At 45.3% G+C, this 17,598-nt stretch carries 18 protein-coding genes; 1 reads left to right on the forward strand and 17 read right to left on the reverse strand.

The window, feature by feature from the left end:
• Positions 1–27: 27 nt before the first annotated feature.
• The 4 genes from topA to sucC form a co-directional block, all read right to left on the reverse strand.
• Positions 28–2,118, reverse strand: a complete 2,091-nt coding sequence (gene topA / locus FPZ44_RS13560) for a type I DNA topoisomerase (protein ID WP_144991002.1) — start codon at positions 2,116–2,118, stop codon at positions 28–30.
• 62 nt (positions 2,119–2,180) lie between these two features.
• On the reverse strand, positions 2,181–3,299 hold the full coding sequence (dprA, locus tag FPZ44_RS13565) for a DNA-processing protein DprA (RefSeq protein ID WP_261378323.1): 1,119 nt from the start codon (positions 3,297–3,299) through the stop codon (positions 2,181–2,183).
• A 307-nt stretch (positions 3,300–3,606) separates the two neighbouring features.
• Positions 3,607–4,545, reverse strand: coding sequence for a succinate--CoA ligase subunit alpha (sucD, locus tag FPZ44_RS13570; RefSeq protein WP_144991004.1), 939 nt, complete (start codon positions 4,543–4,545; stop codon positions 3,607–3,609).
• Positions 4,546–4,571: 26 nt separating this feature from the next.
• Positions 4,572–5,732: an ADP-forming succinate--CoA ligase subunit beta gene (gene sucC, locus FPZ44_RS13575; RefSeq protein WP_144991006.1), complete on the reverse strand. Its 1,161-nt coding sequence runs from the start codon at positions 5,730–5,732 to the stop codon at positions 4,572–4,574.
• A gap of 479 nt (positions 5,733–6,211) precedes the next feature.
• Between sucC and FPZ44_RS13580 the strand changes: the two genes are divergently transcribed.
• Positions 6,212–7,759 carry a YifB family Mg chelatase-like AAA ATPase gene (locus tag FPZ44_RS13580; RefSeq protein WP_144991008.1) on the forward strand — a complete coding sequence of 516 codons (1,548 nt, stop codon included), beginning with the start codon at positions 6,212–6,214 and terminating at the stop codon, positions 7,757–7,759.
• Positions 7,760–8,397: 638 nt separating this feature from the next.
• On the opposite strand, the gene FPZ44_RS13585 is transcribed toward FPZ44_RS13580, so the two are convergent.
• From FPZ44_RS13585 to FPZ44_RS13645, 13 genes are all read right to left on the reverse strand, one after another.
• Positions 8,398–8,799: a YraN family protein gene (locus tag FPZ44_RS13585; protein WP_144991010.1), complete on the reverse strand. Its 402-nt coding sequence runs from the start codon at positions 8,797–8,799 to the stop codon at positions 8,398–8,400.
• Positions 8,792–9,106 carry an EscU/YscU/HrcU family type III secretion system export apparatus switch protein gene (locus FPZ44_RS13590; protein ID WP_144991012.1) on the reverse strand — a complete coding sequence of 105 codons (315 nt, stop codon included), beginning with the start codon at positions 9,104–9,106 and terminating at the stop codon, positions 8,792–8,794. The genes FPZ44_RS13585 and FPZ44_RS13590 overlap by 8 nt, the downstream gene beginning before the upstream one ends.
• Positions 9,103–11,028 (reverse strand): flagellar hook-length control protein FliK, encoded by a 1,926-nt coding sequence (locus tag FPZ44_RS13595; protein ID WP_144991014.1) that lies wholly within the window; start codon positions 11,026–11,028, stop codon positions 9,103–9,105. Before FPZ44_RS13595 ends, FPZ44_RS13590 begins: the two co-directional genes overlap by 4 nt.
• A gap of 91 nt (positions 11,029–11,119) precedes the next feature.
• Positions 11,120–11,782 (reverse strand): ribonuclease HII, encoded by a 663-nt coding sequence (locus FPZ44_RS13600; protein WP_144991016.1) that lies wholly within the window; start codon positions 11,780–11,782, stop codon positions 11,120–11,122.
• A 137-nt stretch (positions 11,783–11,919) separates the two neighbouring features.
• Positions 11,920–12,312 carry a hypothetical protein gene (locus FPZ44_RS13605; protein ID WP_144991018.1) on the reverse strand — a complete coding sequence of 131 codons (393 nt, stop codon included), beginning with the start codon at positions 12,310–12,312 and terminating at the stop codon, positions 11,920–11,922.
• Positions 12,313–12,554: 242 nt separating this feature from the next.
• On the reverse strand, positions 12,555–13,415 hold the full coding sequence (gene ylqF / locus FPZ44_RS13610; protein WP_144991020.1) for a ribosome biogenesis GTPase YlqF: 861 nt from the start codon (positions 13,413–13,415) through the stop codon (positions 12,555–12,557).
• A gap of 34 nt (positions 13,416–13,449) precedes the next feature.
• The gene (lepB, locus tag FPZ44_RS13615; RefSeq protein ID WP_144991022.1) at positions 13,450–14,067 is read right to left on the reverse strand and encodes a signal peptidase I; all 618 of its coding nucleotides are present in this window, start codon (positions 14,065–14,067) and stop codon (positions 13,450–13,452) included.
• A gap of 121 nt (positions 14,068–14,188) precedes the next feature.
• On the reverse strand, positions 14,189–14,530 hold the full coding sequence (rplS, locus tag FPZ44_RS13620) for a 50S ribosomal protein L19 (protein WP_028595599.1): 342 nt from the start codon (positions 14,528–14,530) through the stop codon (positions 14,189–14,191).
• A 315-nt stretch (positions 14,531–14,845) separates the two neighbouring features.
• The gene (locus FPZ44_RS13625) at positions 14,846–15,046 is read right to left on the reverse strand and encodes a Ni2+-binding GTPase (RefSeq protein WP_144991024.1); all 201 of its coding nucleotides are present in this window, start codon (positions 15,044–15,046) and stop codon (positions 14,846–14,848) included.
• A 29-nt stretch (positions 15,047–15,075) separates the two neighbouring features.
• Complete coding sequence (locus FPZ44_RS13630; RefSeq protein ID WP_144991026.1) at positions 15,076–15,492, reverse strand: GNAT family N-acetyltransferase; 417 nt, start codon at positions 15,490–15,492, stop codon at positions 15,076–15,078.
• A gap of 417 nt (positions 15,493–15,909) precedes the next feature.
• On the reverse strand, positions 15,910–16,695 hold the full coding sequence (gene trmD, locus FPZ44_RS13635) for a tRNA (guanosine(37)-N1)-methyltransferase TrmD (RefSeq protein WP_144991028.1): 786 nt from the start codon (positions 16,693–16,695) through the stop codon (positions 15,910–15,912).
• On the reverse strand, positions 16,695–17,213 hold the full coding sequence (rimM, locus tag FPZ44_RS13640) for a ribosome maturation factor RimM (protein WP_144991846.1): 519 nt from the start codon (positions 17,211–17,213) through the stop codon (positions 16,695–16,697). Before rimM ends, trmD begins: the two co-directional genes overlap by 1 nt.
• Before the next feature lie 133 nt (positions 17,214–17,346).
• Positions 17,347–17,577 (reverse strand): KH domain-containing protein, encoded by a 231-nt coding sequence (locus FPZ44_RS13645; RefSeq protein ID WP_144991030.1) that lies wholly within the window; start codon positions 17,575–17,577, stop codon positions 17,347–17,349.
• Positions 17,578–17,598 lie beyond the last annotated feature (21 nt).

Below are 17,598 nucleotides of genomic sequence, written 5' to 3' on the forward strand. Positions count from 1 at the left end.
TACAAAACTGTACCTGTAACGATTCAACTATTCTTCTTCTGGTTCTTGTAAAACTTCATTATGGTCACACTGCGTACATTGCAGCTTCGTACCTTGTTTGGAGCGCTTCTCAACCATTAACTTGCCACAGCTTGGACAAGGCTTCGCCGATGGTTTATCCCACATAACATGGTCACATTCCGGATAACGATCGCAGCCGTAGAATACACGTCCTTTCTTGCTTCGACGCTCCACAAGCTTACCTTCGTGGCAAGTTGGGCATGCAACTCCAGTATCTTTAACGATCGGCTTCGCGTTACGGCAATCAGGGAACCCTGAACAAGCAAGAAACTTGCCGAATCTGCCAATTTTATATACGAAGTTTCTACCACATTTTTCACATATTTCATCGGAAACTTCATCTTCAATTTCTATTTCTTTCATTTCTTCTTCGGCGACTTCCAATCGCTTCTCGAATGATTCATAGAAGTTGCTGAGTACTTTATCCCACTGCTGCTGGCCATCTTCTACTTGATCGAGATCTTCTTCCATATGTGCAGTAAATTCTGCATCCAGAATTTCTGGGAAGAACTCTTCCATTTGCTGAATGACAAGCTCACCAAGTTCTGTAGGTACAAACTTTTTCTCCTCGATTGCAACATAGCCGCGTTTCTGAATCGTCTCCAGTGTAGGCGAATATGTACTAGGTCTGCCTATACCCAACTCTTCAAGCGTCTTAATCATACGTGCCTCTGTATATCGCGGCGGCGGCTGTGTAAAGTGCTGCTTAGGTTCGATGGTTTCCTGTTTCAATTTGTCCCCTACAGTTAGTGGTGGAAGCAATTTATCGGTTTCTACCGTACCATCATCGTTTCCTTCCACGTATACCTTCATGAAGCCAGGGAAACGAACCTTGGAACCATTTGCGCGGAATAAAGCTCCTCCAGCAAGTAAGTCCACTGTCATTGTATCCATAACTGCAGATGTCATTTGGCTCGCTACAAACCGTTCCCAAATGAGCTTATACAAGCGAAGTTGATCACGAGACAAGAAAGGCTTTAATGATTCAGGGTCACGAAGGACAGAAGTTGGACGAATTGCCTCATGCGCATCCTGTGCATTAGCAGCTTTCTTAGCATATTGACGTGGTGTTTCTGGTACGAAATCTGCTCCAAACTTCTCATTTAAGTAAATACTCGCTTCTTCTTGAGCAACAGGAGAAACACGCGTGGAATCTGTACGCATATACGTAATAAGACCAACGGTACCTTCTTTGCCTAAGTCGACCCCTTCATATAATTGCTGTGCTACAGACATCGTCTTACCAGCACGGAAATTTAGTTTGCGGGCCGCTTCCTGCTGCACGGAGCTTGTTGTAAAAGGTGGCGAAGGATGACGTAAGCGTTCTTTCTCCTTCACTTCTTTCACTTCAAACGACTGCTTACCTATCGCATCCATAATAGCGGATACGTCTGCTTGAGAGCCTAGCTCCTTCTTCACTCCGTCCATGCTGTGGAACTTCGCTTCTATAGGAGACTTGTCGCTCTTCAGCATTGCTGTAATGGTCCAGTATTCTTCTGGAACAAACATGTTAATTTCATTCTCACGGTCCATAATGAGCTTGACCGCTACGGATTGAACACGTCCAGCAGACAACCCCTTTTTCACCTTTTTCCAAAGCAATGGACTAATCTTGTAACCCACCAAACGGTCAAGGATACGTCTCGCTTGCTGTGCATGCACAAGGTCCATATTAATTTGACGCGGTGTCTTAAACGCATCCTTCACCGCTTGCTTCGTTATCTCATTGAAGACGACTCGGCATGGCTCTGCTTCATCCAATTCCAACACATGAGCAAGATGCCATGCGATCGCTTCTCCTTCGCGATCGGGGTCAGCCGCGAGATAAACTTTTTTTACTTTTTTCCGAGCATCTCTTAATTCCTTAAGAACAGAACCCTTGCCGCGAATCGTAATATATTTAGGATTGAAGTTATTATCTACTTCTACTCCAATCTGACTCTTCGGCAGATCACGCACATGGCCCATCGATGCTTTAACAATATATTTACTTCCTAAGTACTTGCCAATGGATTTGGCCTTAGTTGGTGATTCTACAATAACTAGTGAATCCGCCATAGGCGCATCCTCCTCTCCGACAACCAATCAATACTATCCTATAATTCCTTTAGAATAATCATTCATAACGAACGATATACTCCAGGCTGATGTTCATAAATACGTCTTTTTATTTGTAAGGATAACAAATGCTGATGTAAATTCGCAAATGGCATGTCACTCTTCTGAAATAGCTCATCAAGTGTACAATCTTGTTCATTTATGATGTGGAGCAGTAGTTGCTCCATGTCATCCAACAATTCGTTAGCTTTCACATCTACGACCGTTTCATTATTGTATGACTGAGGCTGGCTTGTCAACAGGTGAACGTATTCTTCCACAATATCCCCAGCTGTAGCAACAGGTTTAGCCCCCTGCTTCAACAGTTCAAACGTCCCTGCCGATTTAGGAGAAGTAACAGGGCCAGGTACTGCAAATATATCTCGCGAAGCTTCTAACGCAAACTGTGCTGTAATAAGCGCGCCGCTTCTAGCAGCTGCTTCGACAACGACCGTCCCTAAACTAAGTCCAGCAATAATACGGTTGCGTCGTGGAAACATACCAGGATGCCCTGGAGTTCCTATGGGGTATTCTGTTAGAACCAAACCAGACGCTGCTATCTTATCTGCTAAATGATTATGTTGAGCCGGATAAATGGCACCAGAGCTCGTACCAAGTACGGCTATCGTTTGCCCCTTATTCAGCGCTCCCTCATGGCTTACAGCATCAATGCCACGTGCAAGCCCGCTTACAACGACTAATCCATGATCCGTCAATTGCGAAGACAAAGACTTTGCCACTGTCTTGCCATAGACAGTCGGGCTTCGTGTACCGACCATAGCTATGGAATATTGCTTTGCCACAGACCAATCTCCACGACCATATAATACCCAAGGCGGCTCATGAATCTCCTTCAAGCATTCAGGGTAGCTTTCATCATACATCGTAATCCAATCTATACCTGATTTATACGTGAGCTCCAAGCTTTTTTGCAAATGACCCGTCGTGTACCCTGCAGCAAGGCGCTGTGCAAAAGCAGGCTTAAATCCTGCATCCATCCACTCGGCAATTGGCCGATCAAGCCATGCAGGCAATTGCTCGCCCCCAAGCAGTTTGATACATGTATCAATCGTATGCCAGCCTATACCCTTGATTTGATGTAAGGCAAACAAACAATCTTGAATCCTCCACATTCGACTCATCTTCTTTCCTCCTCTTACAGATGAAGGAAGCTGGTCAACCGCTCCCCTTATTTTGCTTTACCTTAAGACAGAATGCAAGTATACGTTTACATACGTATAACTCAACTTAGCAATATTCCTACTGTTCCTCTGCATAACACCTACAAAAAAACAAACTCCCACCAATACTTCTCCTATTTCAGTTTGTAAAATAAAATTTCAGAAATTAAAGAGCAAACCAGTTCACTCAACATCATGAAAATAAAAAAAGCAACCTCTCGCACAAACGTGCAAAAGGTTGCTTACCTTATTTAACTGCGATATTTAATTAAGCGTGTTGATGTGTAATGCAATCTTTCAACAAGCCCTTCTCTTCAAGAACACGAACCAACGTAGAGCCCATCTCGGAAGGTGTAGGCGCAACTTGGATGCCGCATGCTTCAAGCACAGCAATTTTTTCAGCAGCTGTACCTTTACCGCCAGAAATAATGGCACCAGCATGACCCATACGCTTCCCTGGAGGCGCTGTTGCACCGCCGATGAAGCCGACAACTGGTTTCGTCATATTAGCTTTGATCCACTCTGCCGCTTCTTCTTCAGCCGTACCGCCAATTTCACCGATCATGATAACCGCATACGTATCTGGATCATCATTGAAGCGGCTCAAAATATCAATAAACTCTGAGCCTTTAACCGGGTCACCACCGATACCTACAGCAGAGGATTGGCCAATGCCACGAGTTGTCAACTGATGAACAGCTTCGTATGTCAATGTACCACTACGGGAAACAACGCCAACATGTCCTGGTGCATGGATGTATCCAGGCATGATACCAATCTTGCATTCGCCTGGTGTAATTACGCCTGGGCAGTTAGGTCCGATAAGAACCGTACGTTTGCCTTCCATATAGCGGTTCACTTTTACCATATCAAGAACAGGAATACCTTCTGTAATACAAATAACGAGATCGAAGTCCGCATCTACTGCTTCCATGATTGCATCTGCAGCGAATGGTGGAGCTACGTAAATAACACTAGCCGTAGCGCCTGTTTTTTCTTTTGCTTCAACAACTGTGTTGAAAACAGGAAGCTTCACTTCTGTACCGTTATCAAGTGTAATGTCAACCGTTGTGCCACCTTTACCCGGTGTAACACCGCCGACCATTTGTGTACCATATTCAAGGGCGCCTTTCGCATGGAACAGTCCCGTAGCGCCCGTAATTCCTTGTGTAATGACTTTGGTTTCTTTGTTAATTAAGATACTCATCGCACATCCACCTCTCGTTCGCCAGATTATTGAACCAAAGCGACAATTTTTTGCGCTCCGTCAGCCATGGAATCCGCTGCTACGATGTTCAGGCCGGATTCGTTCAAGATGCGTTTGCCAATCTCAACGTTCGTACCTTCTAAGCGTACGACTAGTGGACGACTTAAGCCAACTTGCTTCGCCGCTTCAACCACACCGTTCGCAATAACATCACAGCGCATAATGCCACCGAAGATGTTAACGAAGATGCCTTTAACATTCGGATCAGACAAAATAATCTTGAATGCTTCTGTAACTTTCTCAGTCGTCGCACCGCCCCCTACATCAAGGAAGTTAGCCGGTTCGCCGCCGTAATATTTAATAATATCCATAGTGGACATCGCAAGACCCGCTCCATTAACCATACAGCCAATGTTTCCGTCTAGCGCAATATAGCTTAGATCGTACTTGGATGCTTCGATTTCTTTCTCATCTTCTTCATCAAGGTCACGATATTCCAAAATATCTTTATGACGATAGAGCGCGTTAGAATCGAAGTTCAACTTCGCATCCAATGCCATAACTTGTCCGTCACCAGTAACAACAAGAGGATTGATCTCTGCGATAGAGCAATCTTTATCTACGAAAGCTTGATAGAGAGCCAACATGAACTTAACTGCTTTGTTCACAAGCTCACCTGGAATATTAATGTCATATGCCAACTTACGAGCTTGGAATACTTGAAGCCCAACAGCTGGATCAACTACAACTTTAATAATCTTTTCAGGCGTATTCTCTGCCACCTCTTCGATATCCATACCGCCCTCTTCAGAACCCATCAAAACAACGCGTCCTGTCGCGCGATCTACTACAATACCAATGTAGTATTCTTTCTTAATGTCGCAGCCTTGCTCTATTAAGAGACGCTTAACCTCTTTACCCTCAGGGCCAGTTTGGTGTGTTACAAGCACTTTACCTAGTATTTCGCTTGCATAGGCACGAACCTCATCTAGGCTCTTCGCAACTTTAACACCGCCTGCTTTACCACGGCCGCCTGCATGAATTTGAGCCTTAACGACTACTACCGGTGTACCTAATTGTTCTGCAGCTTGCACGGCCTCATCCACGCTGAACGCAACTTTACCATTCGGTACAGCAACGCCGTATTGTTTTAATACTTCTTTGCCTTGATATTCATGGATATTCATTGTGCATCCCCCTATCCGAATCGTATGGGTTAGAATGATAATGCTTATGCAGCCAAGCTAATGCTCCTTGCATATTTCGACAACTGTGTCGTTAACAGAGGAACGGTAAATACTAAGGTCTGCTGCAACTTTAATACAAGTGCATGTCAAGGAATGGGCGGTAATTCCAACCAATCCGAACACATTGTATCATGTTTTTAAAGCGCTTTCCTACCAAAATTATTACAAAATACACATTTGTTTGATATCAAATTCATCTCTGAATGAGATAGATCACTATTTTTAGTTCTTTTAGCATACGATTCCAGTACTTGTTTGCTCCAAAACTAGTAGAATTTTATCAGCTAGTTGACGAGAAATGCGTTTCTTCCATATAATATATCACAAATTGAGATTATTCGCGCTTTGATAAGGAAGCACCTTTCTTGCGCATTCCATTACTACAATTCGGAATGTGAAAGAAGAGGTGTTTTTTTGCTATGTATGGAAGTGTATGGAGTGCCGCTGTATATGGAGTCGAAGGTCGCATGATTCAAATGGAATTTGATATTTCTTCAGGATTGCCTCATGTTGCAGTCGTAGGTTTACCAGATGCAGCAGTGAGGGAGTCTATCGATCGAGTCCGCAGTTCGGTGCGCAATTGCGGCTGGAAGTTTCCTTTAGAGCGCATAACAATTAATTTAGCCCCGGCTGATCTGCGCAAAGAAGGAACCTCTTATGACTTGGCCATGGCAATCGGCATACTTGGCACAAGTGGTCAACTCAATCTATCCCCTTTTCGCAATATGCTCGTCGCTGGTGAATTATCTTTAGACGGAACAACACGCCCCATCCCAGGCATTCTGTCTCTAGTCGATGAGGCGAGAAAACAGGGATTTACACAAGTGCTTGTCCCAAGTGAAAATGCTCCTGAAGCTGTATTGGTAAGCGGGATCGAGGTTTACAGTCTGTCTACTTTAGCACAACTACGTCAAGTGGCTGACAGTCCTGACAACTTGTCCAACCTTTTGTTCTCTCCTAATTTATCCTACACATCACCTATGAATAAATCCGAATTGCCAGTCGAAGGACAAGAAGACTATGCCGATGTCCGAGGTCAAGAACATGCTAAACGAGCGATGACCGTCGCCGCTGCTGGCATGCACAACATTTTGCTTAGCGGTCCGCCTGGAACGGGCAAAACTATGCTCATCCGTCGTCTCCCAACGATACTACCGCTGCTAACTGAAGATGAAGCATTAGAAGTTTCCAAGCTGTATAGTGTATCAGGCAAATGGGAGCATTCGTCAACAGGATTGATTCAGACGAGACCTTTCCGCTCTCCCCACCATTCGATTTCTCCTGCTGGATTAATTGGTGGAGGAAGCCTCCCTAAACCCGGTGAAATTAGCCTCGCCCATCGAGGGGTGTTATTTCTAGATGAACTACCCGAATTCCCGCGTCAAACGTTAGAAGTGCTGAGACAACCACTTGAGGATCGATATGTTACAATTAGCCGCACACGGGCTGTATATCGCTTCCCTTCGCATTTTATGCTGGCGGGTAGTATGAATCCATGTCCTTGCGGTAACTTTCAAGCCACAGAACATTCCATATGTACTTGCACACCCGCACGCCTGCATCATTATCGCTCACGCCTATCTGGCCCATTGTTAGATCGGATTGATATGCAGCTAGAAGTACCTCGCATCTCTTTGCATTCAACCAACAACAAAGTGATCAGCTCCGCCCAACTGCGGGAACAGGTCATGCAGGCTCATCAACGTCAGTTGCAGAGGTATCGTCATTTGCCATTACGCTTCAACTGCGAATTAAGAGGATCTTGGCTCCAGCAGTATTGCGCCCTTTCTACGGCATCATCTACTATGCTTCAGCAGGTATATGATGAACTTGGGTTAAGCATTCGTGCACATGATCGCATCCTCAAACTCGCACGTACCATCGCAGATCTAGAAGATTGCGAACAGATCGAGATCGGACATCTGGCTGAAGCGATCAGCTATCGCAAACTTGATCGACCTGCATAATGATAGGTCTGCATAATGGATTCCAAGCGTTCATGTATTCAAAATTAATTCACCTCTGACGTCAAGCAAGAGGAAATGAGAAATTGTTCTAACGGTTGCAGCAGAGCCTATTTCGTGTAAATGGACGGATTTTGAATGGCAACGGGTGTCACAGAGCTTATTCGTCAGATAGATTAAATATATTCATCACTATTGCTAAAATAAGCTCATCTACAACCGTTAACTTTTTAAAATGGGGGATTTTACGTAAATAACGCCAATAGCGCCCGTTAGAGGTAGCCTACTTATTTGAAAATGAAATATTGAATATAGTTAATGACGTAACCCATACTTGGATCGAGGTTAAGGAGAATGGAATTAAATAATTAGAAGAATATGTTGATGCAAGATCCAATCTGTTATTATTTTGCGATTCTATATGCTGATCCATTTTAAATACGCCGCTAGCAACAGCAACCGATACATGCTGTTATTAGCGGCGTATTCATTATTTATGCGAGAGTATTTGGGCTGCATATGCCACGTCTCATTCTACCTTTTCACATAGAACAGACATCGAACGGAGATAAGATAAAATAACAGCCTTATGTAAAGTGCTTGTACCGTGCTTTATACACCCATAGAACTAAGGATTATATTTAAAATGCATGAGCAATATGTTCAAGTTCCGACGATGCATCTCCTTGCCTTGGATACGTAATGATAATAGCATCACACCGAATCTTTGCTTCGTATAGACGATACCGATGAATATACTGTTCGACTATAACTCGCACTTGCTGCTGTTTACGTATATCTATCGCTTCACGAGCTGTGCCAAAGGAGCCGCCTTCCGTACGACTGCGAACTTCAATGAACACCCACCACTCACCGTCCCGGGCAATTAGATCCAGCTCTCCTTGACGACAACGCCAATTACGCGCAACAATTGTCCAACCAATCCTCGTTATATACTGCTCTGCTTGCTGCTCCGCTTGTTTGCCCATCTCACGTCGGTTACGTTGGACGCCTCTAGTAGATGACGGTTTCCGCTCAGTCATCCCCTCGCACCCATCCTTTCGCTGCTCGTTGATCGGAGCGATAAACAAATGTGAGCACCTCTGCTACAAGCTGATACAACTCAGCAGGAATCTGCTGATCCAGATCAAGCTTAGAAAGAACCTCAACAAGAGAAGCATCCTCTTGTATGGGGACGCCATTTTCGACAGCCGTAGCAACAATACGCTCCGCTAACAATCCTTGCCCTTTGGCTACAATGACAGGCGCTGTAGCTTGTCCAGGCTCATAGGAAAGAGCAACCGCCTTGCCTCGCTTCTGCGAAGCTGATGTTGATGACTTGCGACTCATATGCGCAGATCCACTCCTTTGTATGGAGTCGGTGAATACGAATCGAGCTTGCGATCTACTTCGGCTGCATCCGTATGCTTCTCAGGAGGCTCCTGTACTCGAAATGCAGACAATTGATAACCGATACCTGCAAGCGCTTGGTCGATTTCTTCACGATAGCCTTGCAGTGCTTCTTGCACCTGCTCACTCGGATGATGAATGTTCAGAGCAACGAGCTTGTCGACCACGTTGACGTCGACCACGGTATGTCCTAGCGCCTTCAGATCCAAATCGAACCATAAGCGGCAATTGTCTGCATCAAGCTCGCCTTTGCGGCCTTGGCGGGCTTGGATATGCACAGCTGCTGTCTGACGCCCATCCGCCGTCACAAACGGGACGTGCAAGGTGACATGCGCGAATGGCAATGACCGATCGCTCGTTAAGAGCAGCTGCTGTCCCGTAATATTTTGCACGAGCTGCTGTGCAGCATCACGTACAGCTGGAGGCAACTGCTCGTGCTGGAGGAGCTGAAGCAGCGTGCTCTTCAGTGACTCCGTAGCGGCAGCCGGAGCGGCGCTCTGCGCTCCGGCTGGCAATGGGGTAGAAGCCGCAACAACTTGCGCGGCTTCCGCCCCTAGGCGTGCCATAGGCACGCCAGCGCGAGCGCTGTCCGCACTTGCAGGCGTAGCCTGCTGCGCCGCCTGTGCAGCGCCTGCTGCGCTATGCAGCAGCGCGCGCTGCACTTGCTGCTCGTGTGATACGCCGAGCAACGTCAACATGCGCCCGATAAGCGCGCCTCCATTGGATGGAGCGCTTGTCGGGCGCTGTGCTGCGGGATCCGCACCATCACCTGTAGGTGCGGATCCCGCAGCTTGACGCCCAGCCAGCCCAGCTTCAGCTGGCTGGGCGCTTCCAGCAACCCCTGCGCCAGTTGGCATCGCAGGGGCTGCGTTTGCCGCCGCGCCACCAGTGGCAGGCGCAGCGGAACCATTTGCAGCAGAGGCTCCCGCTCCTACTTGAGCAGTCGTCCCTGCCGCCGATCCGTTCACCGTACTTTGGACAGCACCACTTGTTGCAGCGCCAGCACCTACCTGCGCTGCATGGGAAGGTTGTGAGGCTCCAGCTAACTGTGTTCCAAGCGGAGCTCCATTACCCGAATTACTATTCAAAGACGCAGCAAGCGGCACAGTTGTCCCTGCCGCCAATGACTGTCCTCCACGTGCGGAGCCGCCGCCATTCCCCGTCAACTCCCCACCATCAGCAGGGTTCGGCATCATAGCTATCAGCGTACGAACAAGCGCTAGCGCGTCCTTAACAGCCCCTGTCATCGCAGGCGATCCAGGTGAAGCCGAAGAATGAAGCCAAGCTTCACTGCTTCGTGTCAACTGCGTCAACATATCATGCATTGGCCTGCCAAATAGAACGGTCTGTAAACCTCGCATCGTCTCGGCAGTCAGCGGCAAATTACGCTTCAAAGCCAGAGCAGCCGTTTCCACCCACTCATCCATTGCCACGCCGTCAGGTTTCATTGCTATTACCTTTGACAACTGCGCCATCGTTTCCCTCGTCAACGGGATTCCACTCTTCTGTAGATCGCGCAATATCGTTCGCGCCCAAGGCTCGTCTGGAAGCCCTGCTTGCTTAAGCGCGTCTGCTATCGTTGGCAGCGGCTGTGAAGAATGAGCTTCCGATTGCTTTAGCATAATAAGCCCATCTTCCTGTTGGCCTTGCACTTGCATCCATGTCGTCTGACCTGGACGCATAGGTGTTTCAAGCACCGCTTTAACGGGCACACCATTTATTTGAACAACCGCTTCTTTTCCATTTTCCGATACACTCATTACGACACCGCGTACAACTTGTCCGGAACGAAGCTCTAACGCCCGCGAGTCTCCGGGCTTCGCCTCCCCGGTCATCCCTCGCACCAAATGTGATATATTCAACCATAACCCTCCGATACTTGCAGCATCACTACCCTATATATCGGCAGATATATCTTAAATAATAAATGAACATGCAAAAGACGCAGCCTGTTTAAAATAACGTCAGCTGCGTCTTCGTTTCTTCCCATTTCTTCAAGAACGTTCTGCGATGCATCTTTGTCGGCCCATACTCATCCAATGCCGTATAATGCGCTTTTGTTCCATAACCCTTATGTACCGCAATTCCATACTCAGGGTACAACTCATTCCATTCCTTACTACACAAACGATCTCTTGTAACCTTCGCAATAATCGATGCTGCTGCGATGGACTGGCTCGTTGCATCGCCTTTAATAAGAGATTTTTGTGGTAGAGCTACTTCTATTTTTTCTGCATCAATAAATAACATATCTGGCACAACTTGCAATTGCTCAACAGCTGTTTTCATCGCCAACCGTGTCGCTTGTTTTATATTCAACTCATCAATGGCTTTTGCATCCATATGAGCCACCGACCATGCAACCGCATTTGCAATAATATCCTCGTATAGCGCTTCTCGCTTCTTCTCTGACAGTTTCTTGGAATCATTTATCCCCTCCAACTGCCAATCACGAGGCAAAATGACGGCCGCTGCTACCACATCCCCAAATAAACAGCCACGCCCCACCTCATCTATACCTGCTATCGCTTCATATCCTGCTGACCAAGCTTCACGCTCCAATGCCAACAGATCGATAACCTCTGCTTCAGACGCAGACGATCGCTTCGTTCCCACAATCGCTTCCCCCTGCCATTTGTAACTTTCAAACAAACTATCTACTTACTAAATCTATACGCTCAATTGACAGACTTACATTGTATATGTAATCGCTCGCCTACTCAACCCATTTGAGCATTCCACATGCTGGAGCTTTAATGATCCTGCGAACGAAATAATGATTTGCAATAAGAATAACCAGCCACTAGTCCAAAGTAATATGCATATTCATCCTTATACAAGGGAGTCAGCCATGACCAATCCAACGGTATATGCATCCACATGATCGGTACTAACGCAATAAGCAAGCATGGGATCGTAATAACATAAAATAACTTCCAGTTGGTTGGTTTTCTACGTTTCGCCCCTCCAATCCAGACGAGTAAAGCTCCACCAACAGCAGAAAATAGCACTTTAGCTACTAACGCTAACTCAACGAAATCACCTTTTCGTGCCCATTGAGTCATGAATTGTACACCTTTTTGTCCAAAATAAATAAATGCGATAGCCCCAATCAGCCAGAGCATATAGATGAGAACTTTCTTCACCCAACATCCTCCTATCCATTCATGTATATAAATGATTCCTATTGTTACATAAACAAATGAACAATCATGCAAACCATCCCAATTCGATAGTAACAAGGGCTGTCCGCAAATGCTATATGAAAATGATTCATCCGCAATAATAAATTCGATAGCTCTTCTAAGTTACGTAAATGCCCATATAAAAAGCTGCTCACCAATGGCGCAGCAGCTTACTGAAAAGCATATTTCATTGTAAACCATCATTAAGGATGTTCCAACGTTATTTGTCCCATCTTGCCTGCTCGAAGTTCACGCAAAATAATGCCTGAAACTTTCTCAAGATCGACACGTCCACCGCTAACCAAACATCCGCGCTTACGTCCGATTTCCTCCATAATGGAGACAATCTCATTCGGGTCCTCAATATCATGAAGCGGCGTTTCCAATTCGAAACGCTCTTTAAGCCGCTCCCAATAGTGAGCAGACATAAACTTCAGCGCATAAAAGGCAATATCCTCTACATTCAACACTTGATCCTTTATCGCCCCAGTAACTGCTAGACGATAACCAACCAACTGATCTTCGAATTTAGGCCACAAAATACCTGGTGTATCGAGCAACTCCATCTCAGAGCCTACCCGAATCCATTGTTGGCCTTTCGTTACACCTGGACGATCGCCAGTGGCAGCAACTTGTCTGCCCGCCAGCTTATTGATCAATGTAGACTTACCTACGTTAGGAATACCTACGATAAGAGCACGAACAGGTCGCGGCTTCAATCCTTTGGCTATTAGGCGCTCAAACTTCGCTTCCAGCAGCTTACGTGCTTCCACTTGGATGTTCTGAATATTATATCCAGACGAAGCATCTACTGGAATCGCTGCATGCCCTTCTTTACGAAAAACTTCCAACCATTTCGCAGTCGCTTCTGGATCAGCCAAATCGCACTTGTTCATAATAATCAATCTTGGCTTATCACCAAGAATCTCATGAATCATTGGATTTCGGCTGGAAAGCGGCAAGCGTGCGTCCAACAGCTCGATTGCTACATCGATAAGCTTCAGCTTATCCTGGATCTGTCTGCGTGCTCTTGTCATATGTCCAGGAAACCATTGTATCGACATCGCGTTCCACCTCCCTTATCTATGCTGTAATTTTTTAATAATGATTAATAAACTTCATTTGATTCAATGGCCAGAAAATAACATCTGCACGGCCAATTACTTCACTCAATGGTATAAAGCCTAATACACGGCTATCTGTACTATTGTCGCGATGGTCACCCATAACAAATATATGACCTTCTGGAACTTTATTTTCCGTTCTCATTTCATTCGGGAAATCACTGTTGTTGTATGTTCCACCTTGCTTTTTCGCTTCCGCAATCGCTTCTTGTATGTATGGTTCTTCTACTTTCTTACCATTCACAAACAAGTCGTCTCCACGATACTCAATCGTATCACCAGCTACACCAATTACACGCTTGATGAGATCGCGCTTCTCATCTGGCACATGGAATACAACTACTTCTCCACGCTTAGGCTCACGGAACTCATACAGGATCTTATTTACAATAAGACGCTCACCCGTGTAGAAATTCGGCTCCATCGAAGGACCATCGACAATAAATGGTGCGAATAATAACCAGCGCACCAACACGACAAGCGTGACAGCGACAGCAATTGCCTTAATCCATTCCACAAGTTCGTTTTTGCGGCGCGGCTGCGCCGATTGTTCCGCTACAGACGTTTGATTCGATACTTGATCTTGCTCCATAGGCCGTGCCCCGCTTTCTTCCTAGGATGCTTATCCAATGTAACTTACATATCATTAGCGTACCAAATTGTTTAAAGAATAGCAAAAGGGACTTGCGAGATCGCAAGCCCCCGGTCTTTCATTATCGAATCTCTTTGATTCTCGCTGCTTTACCGCGTAGGTTACGAAGATAATAAAGCTTCGCACGACGGACTTTACCACGGCGAGCCACTTCGATTTTATCGATCTTTGGCGAGTGAATCGGGAATGTACGCTCAACTCCTACACCGTAGGAAATTTTACGAACTGTAAACGTTTCACTGATTCCGCCACCGCGACGTTTAATCACTACACCTTCGAAAAGCTGGATACGCTCACGAGATCCCTCGATAACTTTGACATGTACTTTCAAAGTATCACCAGGACGGAAGCTTGGTACATCTTTACGAAGTTGTTCTTGAGTAATCGCTTGTACGATATTCATCTATGACTCCCTCCTTCCACACAGGCGTTCTTACAGCTCGGAGATGCTCTATTTGCATGCTCGTCATCATCTGTAGCGGACCGCCGTATTCCACACAACAGAAGTCATTATATCACACCACTATATCTTACACAAGAGGATTACTTGCAAAATAATTATCTAACCTTCATGATGATCATACACCAACGTATTGCGACAATCAGATTACTTCTCGCATACCTAGTCATGAAGAGTAGCAGCCTATTAGATAACACAATCCATATCGTAATTATAGCAATAGCTTATTTGTATGTAAGTTCCATTTAGATCAGCAAACTATTCGTACAGTGCATCTCTTAACTTACTAGACATCCCACTTGATTTCCTTGACGCTGAAAGGGACTTTCGCAACCGCTCATTTGCATCGTTTAAAGATTCTAACTCTTGAAGCAACTCTTCAAGTAGTTGGCACGCCTGTTCATCTACAGTCAACTTAACTGTATCTACGCGTTGGCGATAATCATGTAAATTAGTCATTATTGTCTTTACTCCTACCACTTAAGATATTATCCGATCCGATATTGCCATATGTACATCCCACGACTTTCTTGTACACACTGCCACCCTGTCTTTTCGTAATAAGCGTTAAAGGTAGACATTGTAGAACAGTTAGCCTCAATATATTCCACATCTATTTTTCGCAGCATTTGTACTATTACCCCATTACCCCGAAAACGTTCATTAAGAGCAAATTGATACAGTGAAGCTGAGTTGCTGGTCTTTCTACGATAAAAGCGAAGTGCCCCTACCAACTTGTGTTCCTCTGCCGCAATTATAACTTGTTGTCTGCGACATGCAGCTTTTGCGCCATCTGGACACAAGAACTCAAGATTACTTATACCATCGTGTGAAGCCTGAATATGCTTGGCAAAAAATCGTGCAACTACTTCCGCACAGCGATAATCTGCTGTGTGTAATTCCATGACACATCTCTCCATTCATGAATAAGTAGAACCTTTCTACCTGCTCGTCGCTCGCATATTTAACACGTATCCCTCTATTATATACGAACAAAACACGAACAGCTATACTTATTCATTCAGATGTGCTATACTATGAAAGTTGCATGTATAACCCTCACCAATTAGTTCCTCAAAACAAGAATAATTAATATCCTCATATCTTGTCTAATTCCCAACTAACCCTAAAGAATTGACGATGGTAGACTTGATTCACACTGGCGCGGTCATCGGAGCCGCAAGGACGAAAGAGAGGTAGGGCTTTTGTCGTTTCAGATAACCTAATATGATCACCGCATTTTATTCTTATAGAAGGAACAACAAGCGGCTGTTTCATGGATGTCGTTACCCATTGAAACAGCCGCTTTTCTATCGTTGCAGTCATTTCGAATTGTTTGATTTCAGCCGCTGCAAAATGGCTCGATCTTTGTCGCTCAGTTCGACTTTATCCAGCAGATCCGGTCTGCGCTCTATCGTTCGACGAAGTGACTGTTCTCGACGCCATGCTTCAACATTCGCATGATGCCCGCTTAACAGTACATCTGGCACTTTCATATCTCGGAACTCCGCTGGACGTGTATAGTGAGGATACTCCAACAAACCAGTGCTAAATGAATCCGTTATCGCAGAAGATTCATTACCCAGAACGCCAGGTAGCAATCTCACTACAGAATCCACCACGACCATTGCAGGAAGCTCTCCTCCTGTCAACACATAGTCACCAATAGATAGCTCATCCGTGACAAGAAACTCGCGTATACGCTCGTCATACCCTTCATAGTGTCCACAAATAAAGATAAGGTGATCTTCTTGTGACAATTCCTCAGCCTTAGACTGTGAAAACGTCTCTCCTTGCGGGCACATAAGAATAACGCGCGGACGTCGTGGAGTACGAGTATCGCTTTCTTCCTTTTGTTCAGTATGTTCAACGGACGCCTTTTGAATAACATCTTCAACAGCTCCGAATATTGGATCTGGCTTAAGTACCATCCCACCGCCGCCGCCGTATGGATAATCATCGACGGTATTGTGTTTGTTCGTAGCGTACTCGCGAAAATTGACTGTATTTAAAGATACAAGCCCTTTTTCACGTGCTTTCCCCAAAATACTTGCGCCAAACACACCCTCACACATCTCAGGGAAAAGCGTTAGGACATCAATACGCATTACAACAGCCCCTCCATTAGGTGGACCTTTATGAGCTTGTCCTGCACATTAATATCGAGTACAACATCTTCAATGTACGGTAATAGCAAGTCCGAACCTTTTGGACGCTTTACAACCCACACATCATTTGCTCCAGGAGATAGTATTTCCTTGATAACTCCAAGTTCTTCTCCTGCATCACTGATGACACGGCAACCAATAATATCACGATAATAGAACTCATTTTCTTCTAGCTTCACTTGCTGGTCTTCGGACACCTTAAGCAAGCAACCTTTATATTTTTCGACATCATTAATGTTGTCGTATTCTTTCAGCTTTACAATGTATAATTTTTTATGCTCACGAGCTTTTTCCACCGTTACCGATAAATGCAGTTGCTTAGCTTCATCAACGATAAATAGCTGACTATTTTTAGCAAAGCGCACTTCTGGAAAGTCCGTATGCGAAACAATTTTTATTTCTCCGCGAATACCTTGTGTATTCACAATTTCTCCGACTGTAATCAACTTCTCGTTCATCATTCAACCTCCTGTGCCAATCAAGCACACAACTTTCGTAAGAAGAAAGTTAGTCCTTCTTACAGTTTCCAACAAATCATAATAAAAATATACGAAAACGGGTTAGGAACGTATCCTAACCCGTTTCGACTTATTAAGAAATAATGTCCACAGCTACCCGCTTAGGAACCTTCACGGCTGCTGATGTAACGACCGTACGAAGTGCTTTCGCAATGCGGCCCTGTTTGCCGATAACTTTACCGACATCTTCGGGATGAACATGAAGTTCATAAACGAGCACATGCTCCTTTTCCACAACTTCAACACGGACATCATCCGGATGATCGACCAAAGCGCGTGCAATTACTGACACCAACTCTTTCATCTCCGACCCTCCGAACGAATG

Origin of the sequence: Paenibacillus agilis, assembly GCF_007786455.1 — a bacterium.
GTDB classification, from domain to species: Bacteria; Bacillota; Bacilli; order Paenibacillales; family Paenibacillaceae; genus Paenibacillus_B; species Paenibacillus_B agilis.

Coding starts and splice junctions, on each gene's coding strand:
- topA (WP_144991002.1), bottom strand. CDS start 2,118: ATGGCGGATTCACTAGTTATTGTAGAATCACCAACTAAGGCCAAATCC.
- dprA (WP_261378323.1), bottom strand. CDS start 3,299: ATGAGTCGAATGTGGAGGATTCAAGATTGTTTGTTTGCCTTACATCAA.
- sucD (WP_144991004.1), bottom strand. CDS start 4,545: ATGAGTATCTTAATTAACAAAGAAACCAAAGTCATTACACAAGGAATT.
- sucC (WP_144991006.1), bottom strand. CDS start 5,732: ATGAATATCCATGAATATCAAGGCAAAGAAGTATTAAAACAATACGGC.
- FPZ44_RS13580 (WP_144991008.1), top strand. CDS start 6,212: ATGTATGGAAGTGTATGGAGTGCCGCTGTATATGGAGTCGAAGGTCGC.
- FPZ44_RS13585 (WP_144991010.1), bottom strand. CDS start 8,799: ATGACTGAGCGGAAACCGTCATCTACTAGAGGCGTCCAACGTAACCGA.
- FPZ44_RS13590 (WP_144991012.1), bottom strand. CDS start 9,106: ATGAGTCGCAAGTCATCAACATCAGCTTCGCAGAAGCGAGGCAAGGCG.
- ylqF (WP_144991020.1), bottom strand. CDS start 13,415: ATGTCGATACAATGGTTTCCTGGACATATGACAAGAGCACGCAGACAG.
- lepB (WP_144991022.1), bottom strand. CDS start 14,067: ATGGAGCAAGATCAAGTATCGAATCAAACGTCTGTAGCGGAACAATCG.
- rplS (WP_028595599.1), bottom strand. CDS start 14,530: ATGAATATCGTACAAGCGATTACTCAAGAACAACTTCGTAAAGATGTA.
- FPZ44_RS13625 (WP_144991024.1), bottom strand. CDS start 15,046: ATGACTAATTTACATGATTATCGCCAACGCGTAGATACAGTTAAGTTG.
- FPZ44_RS13630 (WP_144991026.1), bottom strand. CDS start 15,492: ATGGAATTACACACAGCAGATTATCGCTGTGCGGAAGTAGTTGCACGA.
- trmD (WP_144991028.1), bottom strand. CDS start 16,695: ATGCGTATTGATGTCCTAACGCTTTTCCCTGAGATGTGTGAGGGTGTG.
- rimM (WP_144991846.1), bottom strand. CDS start 17,213: ATGAACGAGAAGTTGATTACAGTCGGAGAAATTGTGAATACACAAGGT.
- FPZ44_RS13645 (WP_144991030.1), bottom strand. CDS start 17,577: ATGAAAGAGTTGGTGTCAGTAATTGCACGCGCTTTGGTCGATCATCCG.